Raw genomic sequence first — 14,874 nt, 5'->3', positions numbered from 1 at the left:
AATAAGTATATGCTTTCTATTCTTATTTTTGCGCTATGGCAAGAAAGAATAGAAGACAGATTTTTGAGCATATTGAGGTTATTGATGCCGGGGCCAAAGGAAAAAGTATCGCCAAGGCACCCGATGGAAAAGTAGTTTTTCTTACTAATGCAGTACCAGGAGATGTAGTAAATATACAAACCACCAAAAAGCGTAAGGCGTATTATGAGGGTATTGCTACCCAGTTTCACACCTATTCTGATAAACGCACTACACCAAAATGTAAACATTTTGGAACTTGTGGTGGCTGTAAGTGGCAGTTTATGGATTATCAGCATCAACTTGCTTACAAACAAAATGAAGTGGTAAATAACCTAACAAGATTAGGCAAAATAGAATTACCAGAGATCACTCCTATTTTAGGCTCAAAAGATCAATACTTCTACAGAAACAAAATGGAATTCTCTTTTAGTGATAGTCGATGGCTTACCTTAGAAGAAATCCAAAACAATCAGGAGATTGACAATAGAAACGCGCTTGGGTTTCATATGCCTGGGATGTGGGATAAGATTTTAGATATTGAGCATTGCCATCTTCAGGAAGATCCAAGTAATGCAATTCGAAATGAAGTAAAGGCATTTGCCACCGAACATCAGATTCCTTTTTACAACGCTAGAAAGCAAGAAGGTTTATTAAGGACTTTAATGATTCGTATTGCTTCTACTGGTGAGATCATGGTGCTCGTTCAGTTCTTTTATGATGATGAAGAAAAAAGGACGCTTCTCATGGATTTTATTGCTGATCAATTTCCAGTGGTTACTTCTTTACAATATGTTATTAATCCCAAAGGGAACGACACCATCTATGATCAAGAGGTAGTTTGTTACAAAGGAAAGGCATACATAGAAGAAGAAATGGAAGGTTTACGATTTAGAGTTAATGCCAAATCTTTCTACCAAACCAATTCAAAACAAGCTTACGAATTATATAAGATCACAAGGGAATTTGCGGGTTTGACGGGTGAAGAATTAGTGTATGATTTATATACAGGTACTGGAACCATAGCTCAATTTGTAGCCAAAAACGCAAAAAAAGTAATCGGTGTAGAGGCTGTGCCTGAAGCTATTGAAGATGCTAAAGATAACGCACAAAGAAACAAGATTGATAACGCTGAGTTTTATGTAGGAGATATGAAAAAAGTCTTTACCTCGGACTTTATAGATCAACACGGTCAACCAGAAGTGGTAATCACCGATCCGCCCAGAGACGGAATGCATAAAGACGTTGTAGCACAACTGTTACAAATTTCACCTCAAAAAATTGTTTATGTAAGCTGCAATAGTGCAACACAAGCTAGAGATCTGGCGTTATTAGATAGGGACTACAAAGTAACCAAAGTACAACCTGTGGATATGTTTCCGCAAACCTATCATGTAGAGAACGTTGTACTATTAGAAAAAAGATAACTCATGAGAATAAACAGATTTCCTTTATTCCTATTCCTATTGGCTGGTATAAGCCTTTCTTTTTGGGGTTGTGAGAGAGATGATATTTGTGCCGAGGGGACCCCTACTACTCCTATGCTTATTATTAAGTTTCTGGATTTTGATAATTCTTCAGAGATAAAAAATCCTGTAGAGTTAGAAGTAAGAGCGGTTGGCGTAGAAAGTCCATTTAATTTTGGAACCGTAACGGATTCCATCATGATTCCCCTAAGAACCAATGAGTCTATCACCGAATATCAATTAACCATCAATTCTGATACTACCAACGATGAAGTAGCTCCTAATACCGATACTATAAGTATTCAATATACTCCCGAAGAAGAGTATGTAAGCAGTGCTTGTGGTTTTAGAGTGACATTTCTGGGACTTACAGACTCTCCAGTAGAAGCTGGCGATGACGGTGCTTGGATACAAAATATTAATGTTGAACGACTGAACGTAACAGATGAAACAACTGCGCACATATTTATTTTTCATTAGTATTATTTTTACCAGTTGCATTTTTGCACAGGATGAAGAACCTAAAAAAATCTCAGCTAGAGATACCTTACCTCCTGGCGAAAAATATGGATTAAGAGCAGGTGTTGATCTTGCTCGAATACTTAGAACTTCTGTAGATGACAACTATTCAGGTTTTGAAATAGAAGCCGATTACCGAGTTTATCGTAAACTATACATTGCTGGAGAGATAGGTAATGAATCGTTGATCAGAGATGAAGAAAATGTAAATGTAGAAGGATCTGGTAGCTATATCAGAGCTGGAATAGATTATAACATTTATGACAATTGGTATGGGATGCAAAATAGTATCTACGTAGGAGTACGATACGGATTTTCAACTTTTGATCAAACTCTAAACGAATACAACATCTTTACAGGAACCAATTTCTTTGGAGAAACTACCATTACCGAACCTGTAAGTGAAGACGGGTTAACTGCCAGTTGGGTAGAACTTGTTTTAGGACTCGAAGTAGAGCTTATTCATAATTTCTATCTGGGTGCGAGTATCTCTTTAAGAAATTTGGTAAGTGAAGAAACTCCTGATCGTTTTGACAATCTTTACATTCCTGGATTTGGAAGAACAAATGATTTTAGCGACATAGGAGTGGGATACAATTATTCTATTAGTTACTTGCTACCGCTTTTCAAGAAGAAAAGATAAAAAGATAAACAGCCCTGTAAATGTTCATTCACAAGGCTGTTATATGATGACTTTTCAATCTTTTTGGTTACTCAAACGCTCGGTTCAGTAATTGTTGTAATTCTTGCCAGGACTTCTCGTCTGCCTCCTTTTGATAAGCTAATGGCAAATTGAATTGCTTCCCTATAGAGTCTGCAGCTTTACTGGTAAAAGAATGGGTCGCATTTTCATAAGCGATGTACTTATAATCTGCTTTTAGACTATCCATAGCTTTTTTATAGTTTTCTACACTCTCTGCAGGAATAAACGGATCCTCTGCACCATTACATACCAGAACTTTTGCCTTTAATTTATCACTAGGCATTACTGGCAACTGAACACCGCTGTGAAATGCCGCTACAGCATCAAGATCTAAACCAGCATTGGCCATAGTAAGCGCCACACTACCTCCAAAACAATATCCTATTGCTGCAATCTTATTTGGATCTACAGCTGGGTGTGCTTTCAGCATTTCTAAAGCTGCATTAAATCTATTGGTTGCCGAATCTATATTTCCCATGACACTCATCGCAAACTTACCGGCATCATCTGGGTGAGCTGCAAGTTTACCATCTCCATACATATCCACTGCCATTGCTACATAACCAAGCTCTGCAAGCATATCGGCTCTTTGACGAACATAATCATTATGCCCCCACCATTCGTGAACCACAATAATTCCAGGTCGTTTTTCTTCAGAATTTTCGTTAAAAGCAACATATCCTTTCATTTTTAAACTATCAGAAGTATAGTCCACCTGTTCTCCTTTAACTTTAACTGGTTTCTCCACCACTGTTTCTGTTTGTTTCTCCTCTGCAGTGGTTTCTTTTTCTGATTGGTTTTGTTTACAACTCAAAATTAGTAATGAGCAAAATAATAATACAAAGTATTTCATGATGATTAATATTAACGTAGTTAGTTTAAAAATTACATTTCATTCTTTTAGTCAGCTACATAAGGTGCTCCTGCTTCTTTCATTGCCTTTAACACAGAATTCATTTCATTCTGAACTCCATTGAATTGTGTAGTAATTGCAGCTAATTGATTCTTGATAATACTCATGGTTTCTATATGAGTAGCTGTAGGCCCATAGGTAGAGCGCTGTACTCCCTTAAAAATGGCAAACATGCGAGATTGAATGGTAGGCATACTTTTCTCTCCTACTTGCCCTTTTGATGGGCTACCACTAAATTTCTTTTGAATGCCTAACAAGTTCTTTCTTAGAGTAGCAATTCTAGAATCCAAATCACTAGGTGCTGCAGTTGCCCTTTTTAGGGCAGTATGCATAGCCTTTATCTTTTTGTTTGCCTTGCTTAGCTTTAACTCTGTAGCAGAAACTTCTTTAATGGTATTTTCATAATCTCTCCAAAAAGAAGTTACCTCTTTGATAGAAGCTCCTTCCAAAGCACCTTTTCTTAATTGTTTTACTTCAAAAGTAATAGGTTCAGAAAGTGATGTAACTACTCCGTCTACTATTTTAGACAAGGTTGCAGTATACCTACCTGGTGCTGCCATAAATCCTTCTGGCGCTCCAAACGGATACTGTTGTGTCTCCAAAGAAACTGCATCAGGTGTAGGGTATTTTAAATCCCAGGATATACGATGAAATCCTGGAGTAACAGGACCATAAATACGTCGTACTGCTTTCCCCTGATCGTCAGTTATTGTGATCACCACAGCTGGTTTGGATGCAATACTTTCTTCATCCAATTTGTCCCAACCAGGAAATGCAATATCTTTTCCTTTGTTCTTTTTCTCCGATTTTTTTCTAGCTTCTGTAGCTGATTGGTAACCGTCTTTTAGATAATAGGTAAATACAGCTCCAAAATCGGGATTAGGTGCCACATAATGAGACGCTCCTAAGCTTCCTTTTTCATCATCAAAATCAATATCTGGCTTAGCGATATACCACCAAGCATCTCTTGCAGGGAATAATGTCGCTTCTTGGTTTAGTTTTGTTGCCGAAATATTACGTAGAGCCGAGTAATCATCAAAAACAAAGAATCCTCTACCAAAAGAAGCAGCTACCAAATCATTTTCTCGGCGTTGAATAGTAATATCTCTAAATGATATAGTTGGTACATTTCCTTTTAATTGCACCCATCTGTTTCCTCCGTTATTACTGAAATAAATACCAAACTCTGTAGCAATGAATAAGAGATTTGGATCTACATGATCCTGCACCAATCGCCATACCAACGTCTTATTTGGTAAATTCCCTTTTATCGATTTCCAGGTTCTCCCATTATCTGTACTCTTTAATAAATACGGACTAAAGTCACCATATTTATGATTGTCCAGAGCTACATACACAGTCCCAGCATCAAAAAGATCCGCTCTGATGTCGTTTACAAATGCAGTGGCAGGAACACCTGGTAATGCATTTACATTGATACGCCTCCAATTACTACCTCCATCTTCTGTGGCTTGAATAATCCCATCATCTGTCCCTATATACAATACGCCATCTTTTTTTGGTGACTCGGCAATCGAAGTAATCGTATTGTAGTTCGACATTGCCAAAAAGTCCCACGGAGCATCCCAAGATTGCTTTTTACCCATAATTGGTAATTCAATTCGTTCTTGGTTTTTGGTTAAATCTCCTGATATTGCCGTCCACTTATCTCCTCGATTATCAGATCTCCATAAACGTTGCGAGGCAAAATAAATTCTTTTTGGATCGTGAGCACTAACCAAAATTGGAGCATCCCAATTGAACCTTTCAAAATTTTCATTAGCCCCAGGTTGTGGTTGTATATCGATTACTTCTCCTGTCGTTAGGTCCACTCTCGATAAATTCCCTTCCTGTCTTTCGGCATACATGATATCAGGATTTCCTGGTTCTGTAGCAGGTTGGTGACCGTCCCAATTCAAGACAATTTTCCAATCCGAATTTTGAATACCATGTACATTATCTGTTCTGGAAGGACCTCCTTGTGTACTGTTATCCTGTGTACCCCCATAAATATTATAAAATGGTTGCGCATCATCTACCGCTAACTTGTAGTATTGAGTAACCGGTAGATTATCTACAAACTTCCAATTATTGGTAAGATCAAAAGATTCGTATAAACCTCCATCTGTACCCACTAACAGATAATTAGGATCATTCTTTTTGAACGCTATAGCATGATTATCCGAATGTTTATGCTCTTCTTTCATTCTTTTGAATGTCTTTCCTCCATCTTCTGATATCTGCATACGTACATCTACCAAATACAATCGTTCAAAATGATGCGGTGAAGCATACAACTCTTGATAATAATGAGGTCCTGTTGCTCCTGAAACAGCATCAGATTGTTTGGTCCAGGTGGTTCCTCTATCTGATGATCGATATACACCACCGGTTCTTCGGTCTAACTCAATAGCTGCATATAAGATATCAGGTTGTTGTGGTGAAATTGCCAATCCTATCTTACCCATCCACGATTTTGGTAATCCATTCTTTAATTCCTCCCAGGTTTCTCCTCCATCGTTACTTCTATGAATCCCTGATCCTGGTCCCCCACCCATATAGGCGGCAACGGTACGATGTCTTTGCCAAGTAGCAGCATACAATCGATCTGGGTTTCTAGGATCTATTTGTAGATCTGTAACTCCTACCCATTCGCTATCGCCAAGGGTTTTCTTCCATGTTTTTCCTCCATCTGTAGATTTATACAATCCTCGTTCTCCTCCTTTTTTCCAAAGTGGACCTTGAACAGCTACCCAGATAATATTATTGTTTTCTGGGTGAATAATGATTTTAGAAATGTGCTCTGAGTTTTTCAGCCCCATGTTTTCCCATGTGGCTCCTCCATCTTTACTTCTGTAAATTCCATCTCCAAAACCTACGTGTCGTCCACCTACATTTTCTCCTGTTCCAACCCAAACGATATTGTGATTGGTAGGATCAATAGTTACACAACCAATAGAATAAGATGTTTGTTTGTCAAAAATAGGATTCCATGTAGTTCCGGCGTTAACCGTTTTCCAAACTCCACCAGAACCAACGGCTACATACCAGATACTTTCGTTCTCCGGATGGATAGCTATGTCCGCAATGCGCCCTGACATAAACGCAGGCCCTATATTACGAAATTTGAGCCCGGTAAAAATGGAATCTGTAAGTACTGAATTTTGAGTATTGGTATTTTTGGATCGTTGTCCCATTATAGAACTAGAGGAAACCAATAAAAGAAAGCTAATAATGAAATGTGTGAATTTTCGATACATATCAATTATGGTGATTAGTTAATAGTTTAATTGATTCCAGAAAATTATCGCTATTTCAATAATTATCTCTTAACAAAAACATAAAACTATTCGAAAACTCTTAGAAAAATTAGCTCCTACTTGCTATTCTCCACGTTGGTACTTTGCCTTTTTACTACCTGCGTACATTTCATACTTTAATAGACGAGACTCTAATTTACCATTGAAAACTTTAATTTTTCTAGACGGCCGAAGTCCTACATGTTTTAAAGCCTCAAGATTACCAGTTACAAACCAGGCATTTGTACCCGGATATCCACGTTTCAAAGTATCCCCTATATTTCCATAAAATTCAGGGACATTAATCTCAAGTCGTTCATCATAAGGGGGATTAAATAGAATATGAAGCGGTCCTTCGGTTTCCTTCTCACTTTCAAAAAAATTCTGCTCTTTTACTTTAATGAAATCCGAAAGGTTAGCATTTTCTATATTCGTGTTGGCTTTGCGTACTACAGAAGGAGCCTTATCCATTCCGATAATAGAATGACGAAAATTTCGAGTTTTATTCAAGCATGCTTCTTCTATTTTTTCAAAAAGATCCATATCCCAGTCCAGCCATCGTTCAAAAGCAAATTCTTTTCTATTTAAATTTGCTGGGATATTACAAGCGATCATAGCCGCTTCTATAGGAATGGTACCACTACCGCACATGGGGTCTAAAAAGTCAGATTGCCCATCCCATCCGGAAAGCAGCAACAATCCAGCAGCCAATACTTCATTGATTGGAGCGATATTAGTATTTGTTCGATATCCGCGTAAATGCAACGAACCACCAGAGCTATCCAAAGATACGGTGCACAAGTCTCTCTGTATATGAACATCTACAGAGAGATCAGGAAAACTCAAATCCACATTAGGTCTTCTACCTTTTTCTTTACGGAACCGATCGACAATGGCATCTTTGGTTTTGAGCGCTATAAACTTGGAATGATTAAATAGATCAGAATTTACCGTAGCATACACCGCAAAAGTATCATCCACAGTCATATAATCATTCCAGCGGATACTCTGTATAAAATCATACAGTTCGTTTTCATTTTTAATTTTTCGAGAAGTTACAGGTTTTAATATTTTTATGGCTGTTCGAAGGCAGAGATTAGCTTTATACATAAACCCCGTATCCCCATAAAAACTGACCATTCGGTTACCAACAACTACCTTTTGCGCACCAAGGTCTCTTAATTCTTTTGCCAGAATTTCTTCAAAGCCAAAAAGCGTTTTGGCTACCATTTTGAATGAATTGCTCACTATCTTCGTATTCTCTTATAATTAAAAGGCAAAAATACACTAATTTTGCGCCCTATGCTAAAAGATTCTACAATGTGGTATGCATCATGGTTTGATACACCATACTATCATATTTTATATAAAGATAGAGATCAAACTGAAGCCAAAGACTTTATGGATAACCTAACCCGTTATCTCAGTTTGGAAAAAGGAGAAAAAATTTTGGATCTTGCTTGCGGCAAAGGTCGACATAGTATCTATTTAAATTCACTGGGTTTTGATGTTACTGGAGTGGATTTATCCAAAAACAGTATCGCTTATGCTTCTCAGTTTGAAAATGAGACTTTGAAATTCCGAGTACATGATATGTGCAAGCCTTATCCCGAGGAATTTTCCGGAGTTTTTAATCTATTTACCAGTTTCGGTTATTTTGACAAAGAAGAAGATAATCTAAGTACTATCAAGGCTATTAAATCCAATTTGAATGCTACTGGTTTTGGCGTTATTGATTTTTTGAATACCGATTATGTAATCAAACACCTTGTGCCCGAAGAAGAAAAACAGGTTGAGGGAATCAACTTTCATATCCAAAGGTATGTAGAGAATGGGTATATCGTCAAAGAAATTCGTTTTAAAGATCAGGGAGAAGATTTCTTTTTTACAGAACGGGTAAAAGCAATTAGTTTGGAAGACTTTAAAGACTATTTTGATCAGGCCGATGTACATCTTCTTGATGTCTTTGGTGACTACCAACTTCAAAAGTTTTATAAAGAAACTTCACCGAGACTTATCTTAATTTTTAAATAGTGAAGCATTACTTATTAACTATAGCCGCCATTTTTGTAGGAAGTCTTATTGTTTTCATATTCAGACCTTCTAATCAAAAGAATCTAAAATTGCTTCTAGCATTTAGTGGAGCTTTTTTATTGGCTATCACCGTGTTTGATTTACTACCAGAGGTCTTTGAAGACAATCACTTCGGGAAACAAACAGGGATCTGGATTATGGTCGGTATTTTATTGCAAAAAATACTAGAATACTTTTCCAAAGGAGCAGAACACGGCCATATACATCTGGACAAAGACACCAAACGATTACCCAAATTATTGTTTATAAGTTTAGGTATTCATGCATTGTTAGAAGGTTTTCCAATTCATCAAGCCGAAGGAATCTTATTGGGTATTATTGTGCATAAGATACCTGTAGCGATGATTTTGACCACATTCTTACTGCATACCAAAATCAAACCAGTAACCATCGGGATTACCCTTTTTGTTTTTGCCTTAATGACTCCACTAGGTACTTTTTTGAGTGAGCACTTAGAGATCGTTCAAGGATACTATAAAGAAATCACAGCCTTGGTCATTGGGATATTTCTTCATGTATCTACTACAATTCTTTTTGAGAGTAGCGAAGGTCATAAGTTCAACATCACAAAGTTGATGATTATTCTATTGGCAACAGTGACAGCATTTTTGATTTAACATGTTTAGTAAAGAAGAATCAAAACGTATACGACAAGAATTTTGGACCTCTTTTGGAAAAGCATATCCACGTAAATGGCTATTATATAATACCAAAATCAAAGATGTATCCCTTAAATTTACATTTACCACCAAAAAAGCAGAAGTCTCCATAGACATTGAGCCATGGGACGATTTGATTCGAGAATACTACTACGATAAATTAGTAAGTTTAAAAAACTTACTAACTACAGATTACATTGCCGACATCATTTATGACCCTACATACGAATTGGATAATGGAAAAATAATTTCCAGAGTCTATTGCCAACTCCATGAAGTGAGCATTCATAACAAAAATTCCTGGCAGCAAACTATGGAGTTCTTGTATACCAAAATGGATCTTTTAGAGACATTTTTTATAGAATATAAAAATTTTATAAAAGATTAGATTAAAATTTGGGTATTACTCAAAAAAATACCTGCTAAATTATCAAAATCGTAATTTGATTTGTTTTTTGTACATTGAGCTATAACATAAACTCACTATTATGAAAAACAAATTAAAATGCTCAGCATTGGTGCTGTTGATTGCTATTTGCTTTCAATGTACCCAAGAAGAAACGACACCACAAGCACAAGAAATTGGCTTAGAAGCACAAGATGAAAATCATTTTAAAGGAATAGTAACTGTTGATAATGTTGCTCTAAAATACGCAGTAACCGCAACAGCAGATCTCATTTTTGATGTTCGTATCGCTATCGATAATAAAAGTATCAATGCTATTGTAGACTACAATGACGAAAGTATTGCCATTGACGGACATGACCATGTATTTCAGGAATACCAAAAAGAAGCTTTGTTGAAAATGGGTAGTCTAATTGCAGATTACATACTAGCTACCAAAGAAGGAGATATTTCTATGACAGAATATACGCTATTAACTTTGATAGAATACTGGGGTAAGTCTCCCATAGATTATGTTTATACCAAAAGGGATGTAGTTACCGAAGTAAATACCACAAATCTTAAAAGTAGGAATGAAGGCATTACCTGTATCAGACGAAATACTTATGTAAACGCTGAATATGATGATGCCCGTGGAAATCAAAGAGATCGGGTTCGGGTTGGTAGCAAACCAAGAACCAACTACGGATGTATGGGTAGATGCGGTGCAGATTGTGGTAGATGGTGGATTCCTAGTGCCTGGACAAAGGACTGTATGGATCATGATCAATGTAGCAATGTAAACAATGCAAGTGGAGGTGCCAGTGATAGAAATTGCGGTGACGAATTTAATGAAGCTGCAGATGATTATGTATTTGGAGTAATAAGAGGTTGCAGAGGATAGCCCCAACTCTAAAAAAATAAATCAATAATGGCTATTGTTTTAAAGCAATAGCCTTTTTAGTATCAGCAAATACATAAAGGTGATATCTACTTTATTTTCAAAAACTTAACTATATTTTGAGAAGAGAGATCACTTTTCAAGGGTTTTTATTCAAAAAAGAAGCTTTATTCCTACAATTTTAATGATAAACACTTCTAATTACGGTTTTTCAACATATTATTTAAGCTTTTTAACCATTACATAACTTTTTTTTAATATATTTGAGCGCCCCAAAACTGAAATAATGAATAGCCTTAAAATATTTAGATATTTTATATGCCTTTTATTGACTTGTCTATTCTTCATAGATACTCATGCCCGAGAATATGAGGATATGTCTTTCTCAGAGCTCAAAAACACCTTATCTCATACTGAAAAACAGTTAAACACAGTAGGAAGAGCTAATAGCATACTGATTTCAGAGACTATTATAGACATTGCCGAAAAATTCAATACCAAACAACAATACTATCTTAAAGCAAGTGCTTATAATCTATTAGGTAAAATATCCCTTTCTTCAAGAGATTATAAAGAAGCTCTTGAAAATTTTAAAATTGCAGACCTTTTCGCAAAAGAACTCAGTGGTTTTGATGAAGTGGCTATAGATATCAATAACAATATTGCTTTGGTCTATCTAGAAGGGTTTAACAAACCAGGACGAGCACTTAAAAGAATCAACTACATCAATAAGAATTTTTCAAATTTAGATGAATATACCAAACATCTTCTTCAATTGAATCTTGCGAATATTTATTTAAAGACGAAACGATATAATAAGTCAAAAAGATTATTACAAAAGTGCCTTAGCTTCTTTAAAACTAACGCAGAATACACCCCAAAACTAGTAATGACCTATACCAGTATTGCTGAATATTACTCATACATAAGGCAGTACAAAAAAGCAATACAAAATTTTGAATTAGCGGCATCTATTGCTGAAAAAAGTGAGCTTTACAGAGAAGCAATGATCATTTATCAGAAGTATGAAAGCTTACTGATCAAAATGGGAAACAAGGAAAAAGCATATGTTATTCTTAAAAAATATACCAAACACCATCAAACAGCCCTTGAAAGCGAAAAACTAGAAGCAGACAGATATAAAAAACAACTTACAGTAAGTGAGGCGAAAAAAACTATAGAAACCCAAAAGGCACAGCAATCCAAAACAGTATCTATTTTTACCTTGTCCCTACTCCTCCTGTGTTTGACGTTGTTTTGCTTCTTTGTCTATAATCATAAAAAAACTAAAGTACTGGGAGAATCTCTTGCTTTAAAAAATAAAGAATTAAAGATAGCTAAGGAAAAATCGGATCGTTTGGCTGCAGTTAAAACCAAGTTTATTTCTACTGTTAGTCACGAATTAAGAACACCTCTTTACGGAGTAATAGGACTATCTTCCATATTAATGGAACGCATTAAGGATGAAGAAAATCATAACTTTATTAAGTTGATGAAGTTTTCTGCTGATCATTTACTGAACTTGATTAACGATGTTCTTCAGGTTACAAAAATGGAATCCTATGAAATTCAACTAGACGAATCCGTTTATAACATAAAGAATTTGGCAAATGATATTAAAAACTCGTTTGAATATCAGGCCGATAAAAATGGAAATACACTACACCTTAACCTTGATCCTACTATCCCGAATCTGTTAATTGGTGACTCTGTGCGATTATCACAGATTTTCATCAATCTTATTAGTAATGCCAACAAGTTTACCCGAGAAGGAAACATTTGGTTAAATTTTAAAAATCCAAAAATAGAAAACGATACGGTCGAAATTACCTTTGAAGTAAAAGATGATGGAAGAGGTATTCCGTTGGATAAGCAAGAACTTATATTTGAGAAATTCTCTCAAGCCAACTCTTCTGATCATACTACCGGAACAGGTTTAGGATTAAATATCGTAAGAAAATTGGTAGAACTACACGGCGGTGATATTAAGGTAGAAAGTATTCCTGGAGAAGGAGCTACTTTCTATTTCAGTATTCCTTTTAAAATCCATGAAGCAAACGAAGAAGAACAAACAGAACGCCCTTCAGAAAATTTAATCACTTTAGATAATAGTCAAGATCACAGTATTCTGATTGTTGAGGACAATAAGATCAATCAAATTGTTACCCAGAATATTCTAAAAACCAAAGGGTATGTTTCTGATATTGCAGATGATGGCCTTATTGCTATTGATATGGTGAAACAAAAACACTATGATCTTATTTTGATGGATTTAAACATGCCAAATATGAATGGTATGGAAGCTACTAAGAAAATAAGAGAATTTAATTTAGACATTCCGATAATCGCTTTAACGGCTTCTGATACAAAGGATACAATCACAGAGATATTGAATGCTGAATCTGGTTTCTGTGATTACATGAGAAAACCGTTTAAGAAAGAAGAGTTTTTCAAGAAAATAAACTCTTACTTGGTTAGTAAAATTTCTAAAGCTTCTTAATTAAACTGTAATTATTCCTATTCTATATAATAAAACGGAATATGAATAAGAAATGAAAAATACTTCCAGCCAAAACAAAAAGATGCCAGATTACGTGACTAAACGGCATTTTTTTAAGGGCATAAAATATGATTCCAACAGTATAAGCTGCTCCACCTAGCATGAGATAATGAATTCCACTATCTCCTACTAATGCGCTAAGCGTATCCATGTCCAACATGATTAGCCATCCCATGAGCAAGTAGAGTACAACCGATATCAGTTGAAATCGACCTGTAAAAAACAGTTTTAAAACCGAACCTACAATTGCCAAAGACCAAACTAGAGTAAATAAAAGAATCCCTTTACTATCTAATAGCGTAATTAAAGTAACAGGGGCATAGGTCCCCGCAATCAAAAGATAAATACCTATATGATCCATTATTCTAAATTTACGTTTCAACTCTGGTGTTGATGAATAATGGTATGCCGTAGATGCAAAATACAACACTAATAAGGAGGCTGAATACAAAACGATAGTAAATGTACTATATGCTGTTTGATGCGTATCATAAAACAAAAGTAATACAAAGCCAATAATGGACATTACAAACCCAAGACCATGAGTAATCCAGTTCCATCTTTCTTCTACAGGAGATTGTTCTATCATAATGTTTTAAAGTTGTAGCTTCAAATAGCTTCCAAAACTACAACTATTTTAGTGATTGGGGTAGGTTTGTATTAGCCAATATTTGGTCAATCTCCTCAAAAGATAGTTTTCCTAATAGTTTTCCTTCCGGGGAAATTAAAAACTTAGATGGAATTTCTGATACGCCATATTTTCTAGCTATTGGAGACAACATTACAAATTTGTTTTGATGTACAATCTGATTCTTCCAGACAAACCCATCTTTTTCTGCCGCCTTTTTCCAAGAAGTAGCATCTTTTTCTAGGCCCACAGTAACAATAGTAAGTTGATCAGGATAAGTAGTATGTAATTGTACTAATCTTGGATTTTCCTTTCTACATGGAGGACACCAGGATCCCCAAAAATCCAACAACACGTACTTCCCTTGTAATTTGGATAACTGAAATGAGGAACCATCTACCAATGTAGTTTCGAAATCAGGAGCCTGCTCTCCCTTTTGAGCTGCAGTAAATTTTGTGTATCCATAGAACAAACCAAATCCCAACGCTAAAACAAGTATGATATAGTTAACTATCTTTTTCATTCTTCTTTTTTAAAGCACCAAATTACGGATTCTGCGAAAGTTATGAGGTCACTTTCACATTTCTATAGCACAGCTTTAATTTGGATTTAGGGTATAAAAAAACCCTCATCGATTATGATGAGGGTTTTCAAAGAAGGCGGCGACCTACTCTCCCACGATTGTAGTACCATTGGCGCTAACGGGCTTAACTACTCTGTTCGGAATGG

The 14,874-nt window shown here is 35.9% G+C and carries 13 protein-coding genes and 1 rRNA gene; 8 read left to right on the top strand and 6 right to left on the bottom strand.

Annotated features, from left to right (window positions below):
• Window positions 1-35 precede the first annotated feature (35 nt).
• From rlmD to ACXAGJ_RS22575, 3 genes are read left to right on the top strand one after another with little or no spacing between them, the layout of a single operon-like run.
• Window positions 36-1,445, top strand: coding sequence for a 23S rRNA (uracil(1939)-C(5))-methyltransferase RlmD (gene rlmD / locus ACXAGJ_RS22585; RefSeq protein ID WP_474843179.1), 1,410 nt, complete (start codon window positions 36-38; stop codon window positions 1,443-1,445).
• A 3-nt stretch (window positions 1,446-1,448) separates the two neighbouring features.
• Window positions 1,449-1,964 (top strand): DUF6452 family protein, encoded by a 516-nt coding sequence (locus tag ACXAGJ_RS22580; protein WP_474843178.1) that lies wholly within the window; start codon window positions 1,449-1,451, stop codon window positions 1,962-1,964.
• Entirely contained in the window at window positions 1,930-2,646 is a 717-nt protein-coding gene (locus ACXAGJ_RS22575) for a DUF6048 family protein (protein ID WP_474843176.1), read from the top strand. Before ACXAGJ_RS22580 ends, ACXAGJ_RS22575 begins: the two co-directional genes overlap by 35 nt.
• 67 nt (window positions 2,647-2,713) lie before the next feature.
• On the opposite strand, the gene ACXAGJ_RS22570 is transcribed toward ACXAGJ_RS22575, so the two are convergent.
• From ACXAGJ_RS22570 to ACXAGJ_RS22560, 3 genes are all read right to left on the bottom strand, one after another.
• Window positions 2,714-3,559 carry a dienelactone hydrolase family protein gene (locus ACXAGJ_RS22570; protein ID WP_474843174.1) on the bottom strand — a complete coding sequence of 282 codons (846 nt, stop codon included), beginning with the start codon at window positions 3,557-3,559 and terminating at the stop codon, window positions 2,714-2,716.
• A gap of 47 nt (window positions 3,560-3,606) precedes the next feature.
• Window positions 3,607-6,879, bottom strand: coding sequence for a WD40/YVTN/BNR-like repeat-containing protein (locus tag ACXAGJ_RS22565; protein WP_474843172.1), 3,273 nt, complete (start codon window positions 6,877-6,879; stop codon window positions 3,607-3,609).
• A 123-nt stretch (window positions 6,880-7,002) separates the two neighbouring features.
• Window positions 7,003-8,166 carry a THUMP domain-containing class I SAM-dependent RNA methyltransferase gene (locus ACXAGJ_RS22560; protein WP_474843170.1) on the bottom strand — a complete coding sequence of 388 codons (1,164 nt, stop codon included), beginning with the start codon at window positions 8,164-8,166 and terminating at the stop codon, window positions 7,003-7,005.
• A 54-nt stretch (window positions 8,167-8,220) separates the two neighbouring features.
• On the opposite strand from ACXAGJ_RS22560, the gene ACXAGJ_RS22555 reads away from it, so the two are divergent.
• The 5 genes from ACXAGJ_RS22555 (at window position 8,221) to ACXAGJ_RS22535 (ending at window position 13,457) form a co-directional block, all read left to right on the top strand.
• A complete protein-coding gene (locus ACXAGJ_RS22555) occupies window positions 8,221-8,952 on the top strand; it encodes a class I SAM-dependent methyltransferase (RefSeq protein ID WP_474843168.1) in 732 nt (243 codons plus the stop codon).
• Window positions 8,952-9,629: a ZIP family metal transporter gene (locus ACXAGJ_RS22550; RefSeq protein ID WP_474843167.1), complete on the top strand. Its 678-nt coding sequence runs from the start codon at window positions 8,952-8,954 to the stop codon at window positions 9,627-9,629. Before ACXAGJ_RS22555 ends, ACXAGJ_RS22550 begins: the two co-directional genes overlap by 1 nt.
• Before the next feature lies 1 nt (window position 9,630).
• On the top strand, window positions 9,631-10,059 hold the full coding sequence (locus tag ACXAGJ_RS22545) for a DUF4268 domain-containing protein (protein WP_474843165.1): 429 nt from the start codon (window positions 9,631-9,633) through the stop codon (window positions 10,057-10,059).
• 100 nt (window positions 10,060-10,159) lie between these two features.
• Window positions 10,160-10,960, top strand: a complete 801-nt coding sequence (locus ACXAGJ_RS22540) for a DUF8213 domain-containing protein (protein WP_474843163.1) — start codon at window positions 10,160-10,162, stop codon at window positions 10,958-10,960.
• A 283-nt stretch (window positions 10,961-11,243) separates the two neighbouring features.
• On the top strand, window positions 11,244-13,457 hold the full coding sequence (locus tag ACXAGJ_RS22535) for an ATP-binding protein (protein WP_474843161.1): 2,214 nt from the start codon (window positions 11,244-11,246) through the stop codon (window positions 13,455-13,457).
• A 22-nt stretch (window positions 13,458-13,479) separates the two neighbouring features.
• Here the strand turns inward: ACXAGJ_RS22535 and trhA are convergent, their stop codons facing one another.
• From trhA to rrf, 3 genes are all read right to left on the bottom strand, one after another.
• Complete coding sequence (gene trhA, locus ACXAGJ_RS22530; protein ID WP_474843160.1) at window positions 13,480-14,106, bottom strand: PAQR family membrane homeostasis protein TrhA; 627 nt, start codon at window positions 14,104-14,106, stop codon at window positions 13,480-13,482.
• 43 nt (window positions 14,107-14,149) lie between these two features.
• A complete protein-coding gene (locus ACXAGJ_RS22525; RefSeq protein ID WP_474843158.1) occupies window positions 14,150-14,668 on the bottom strand; it encodes a TlpA family protein disulfide reductase in 519 nt (172 codons plus the stop codon).
• A gap of 131 nt (window positions 14,669-14,799) precedes the next feature.
• A 5S ribosomal RNA gene (gene rrf, locus ACXAGJ_RS22520) occupies window positions 14,800-14,874 on the bottom strand; the annotation flags it as partial.

Source organism: Aquimarina sp. AWH4_224, from assembly GCF_056160245.1.
The sequence above is the reverse complement of the archived record's forward strand: the minus strand, read 5'-3'. Positions and strand labels throughout refer to the sequence as shown.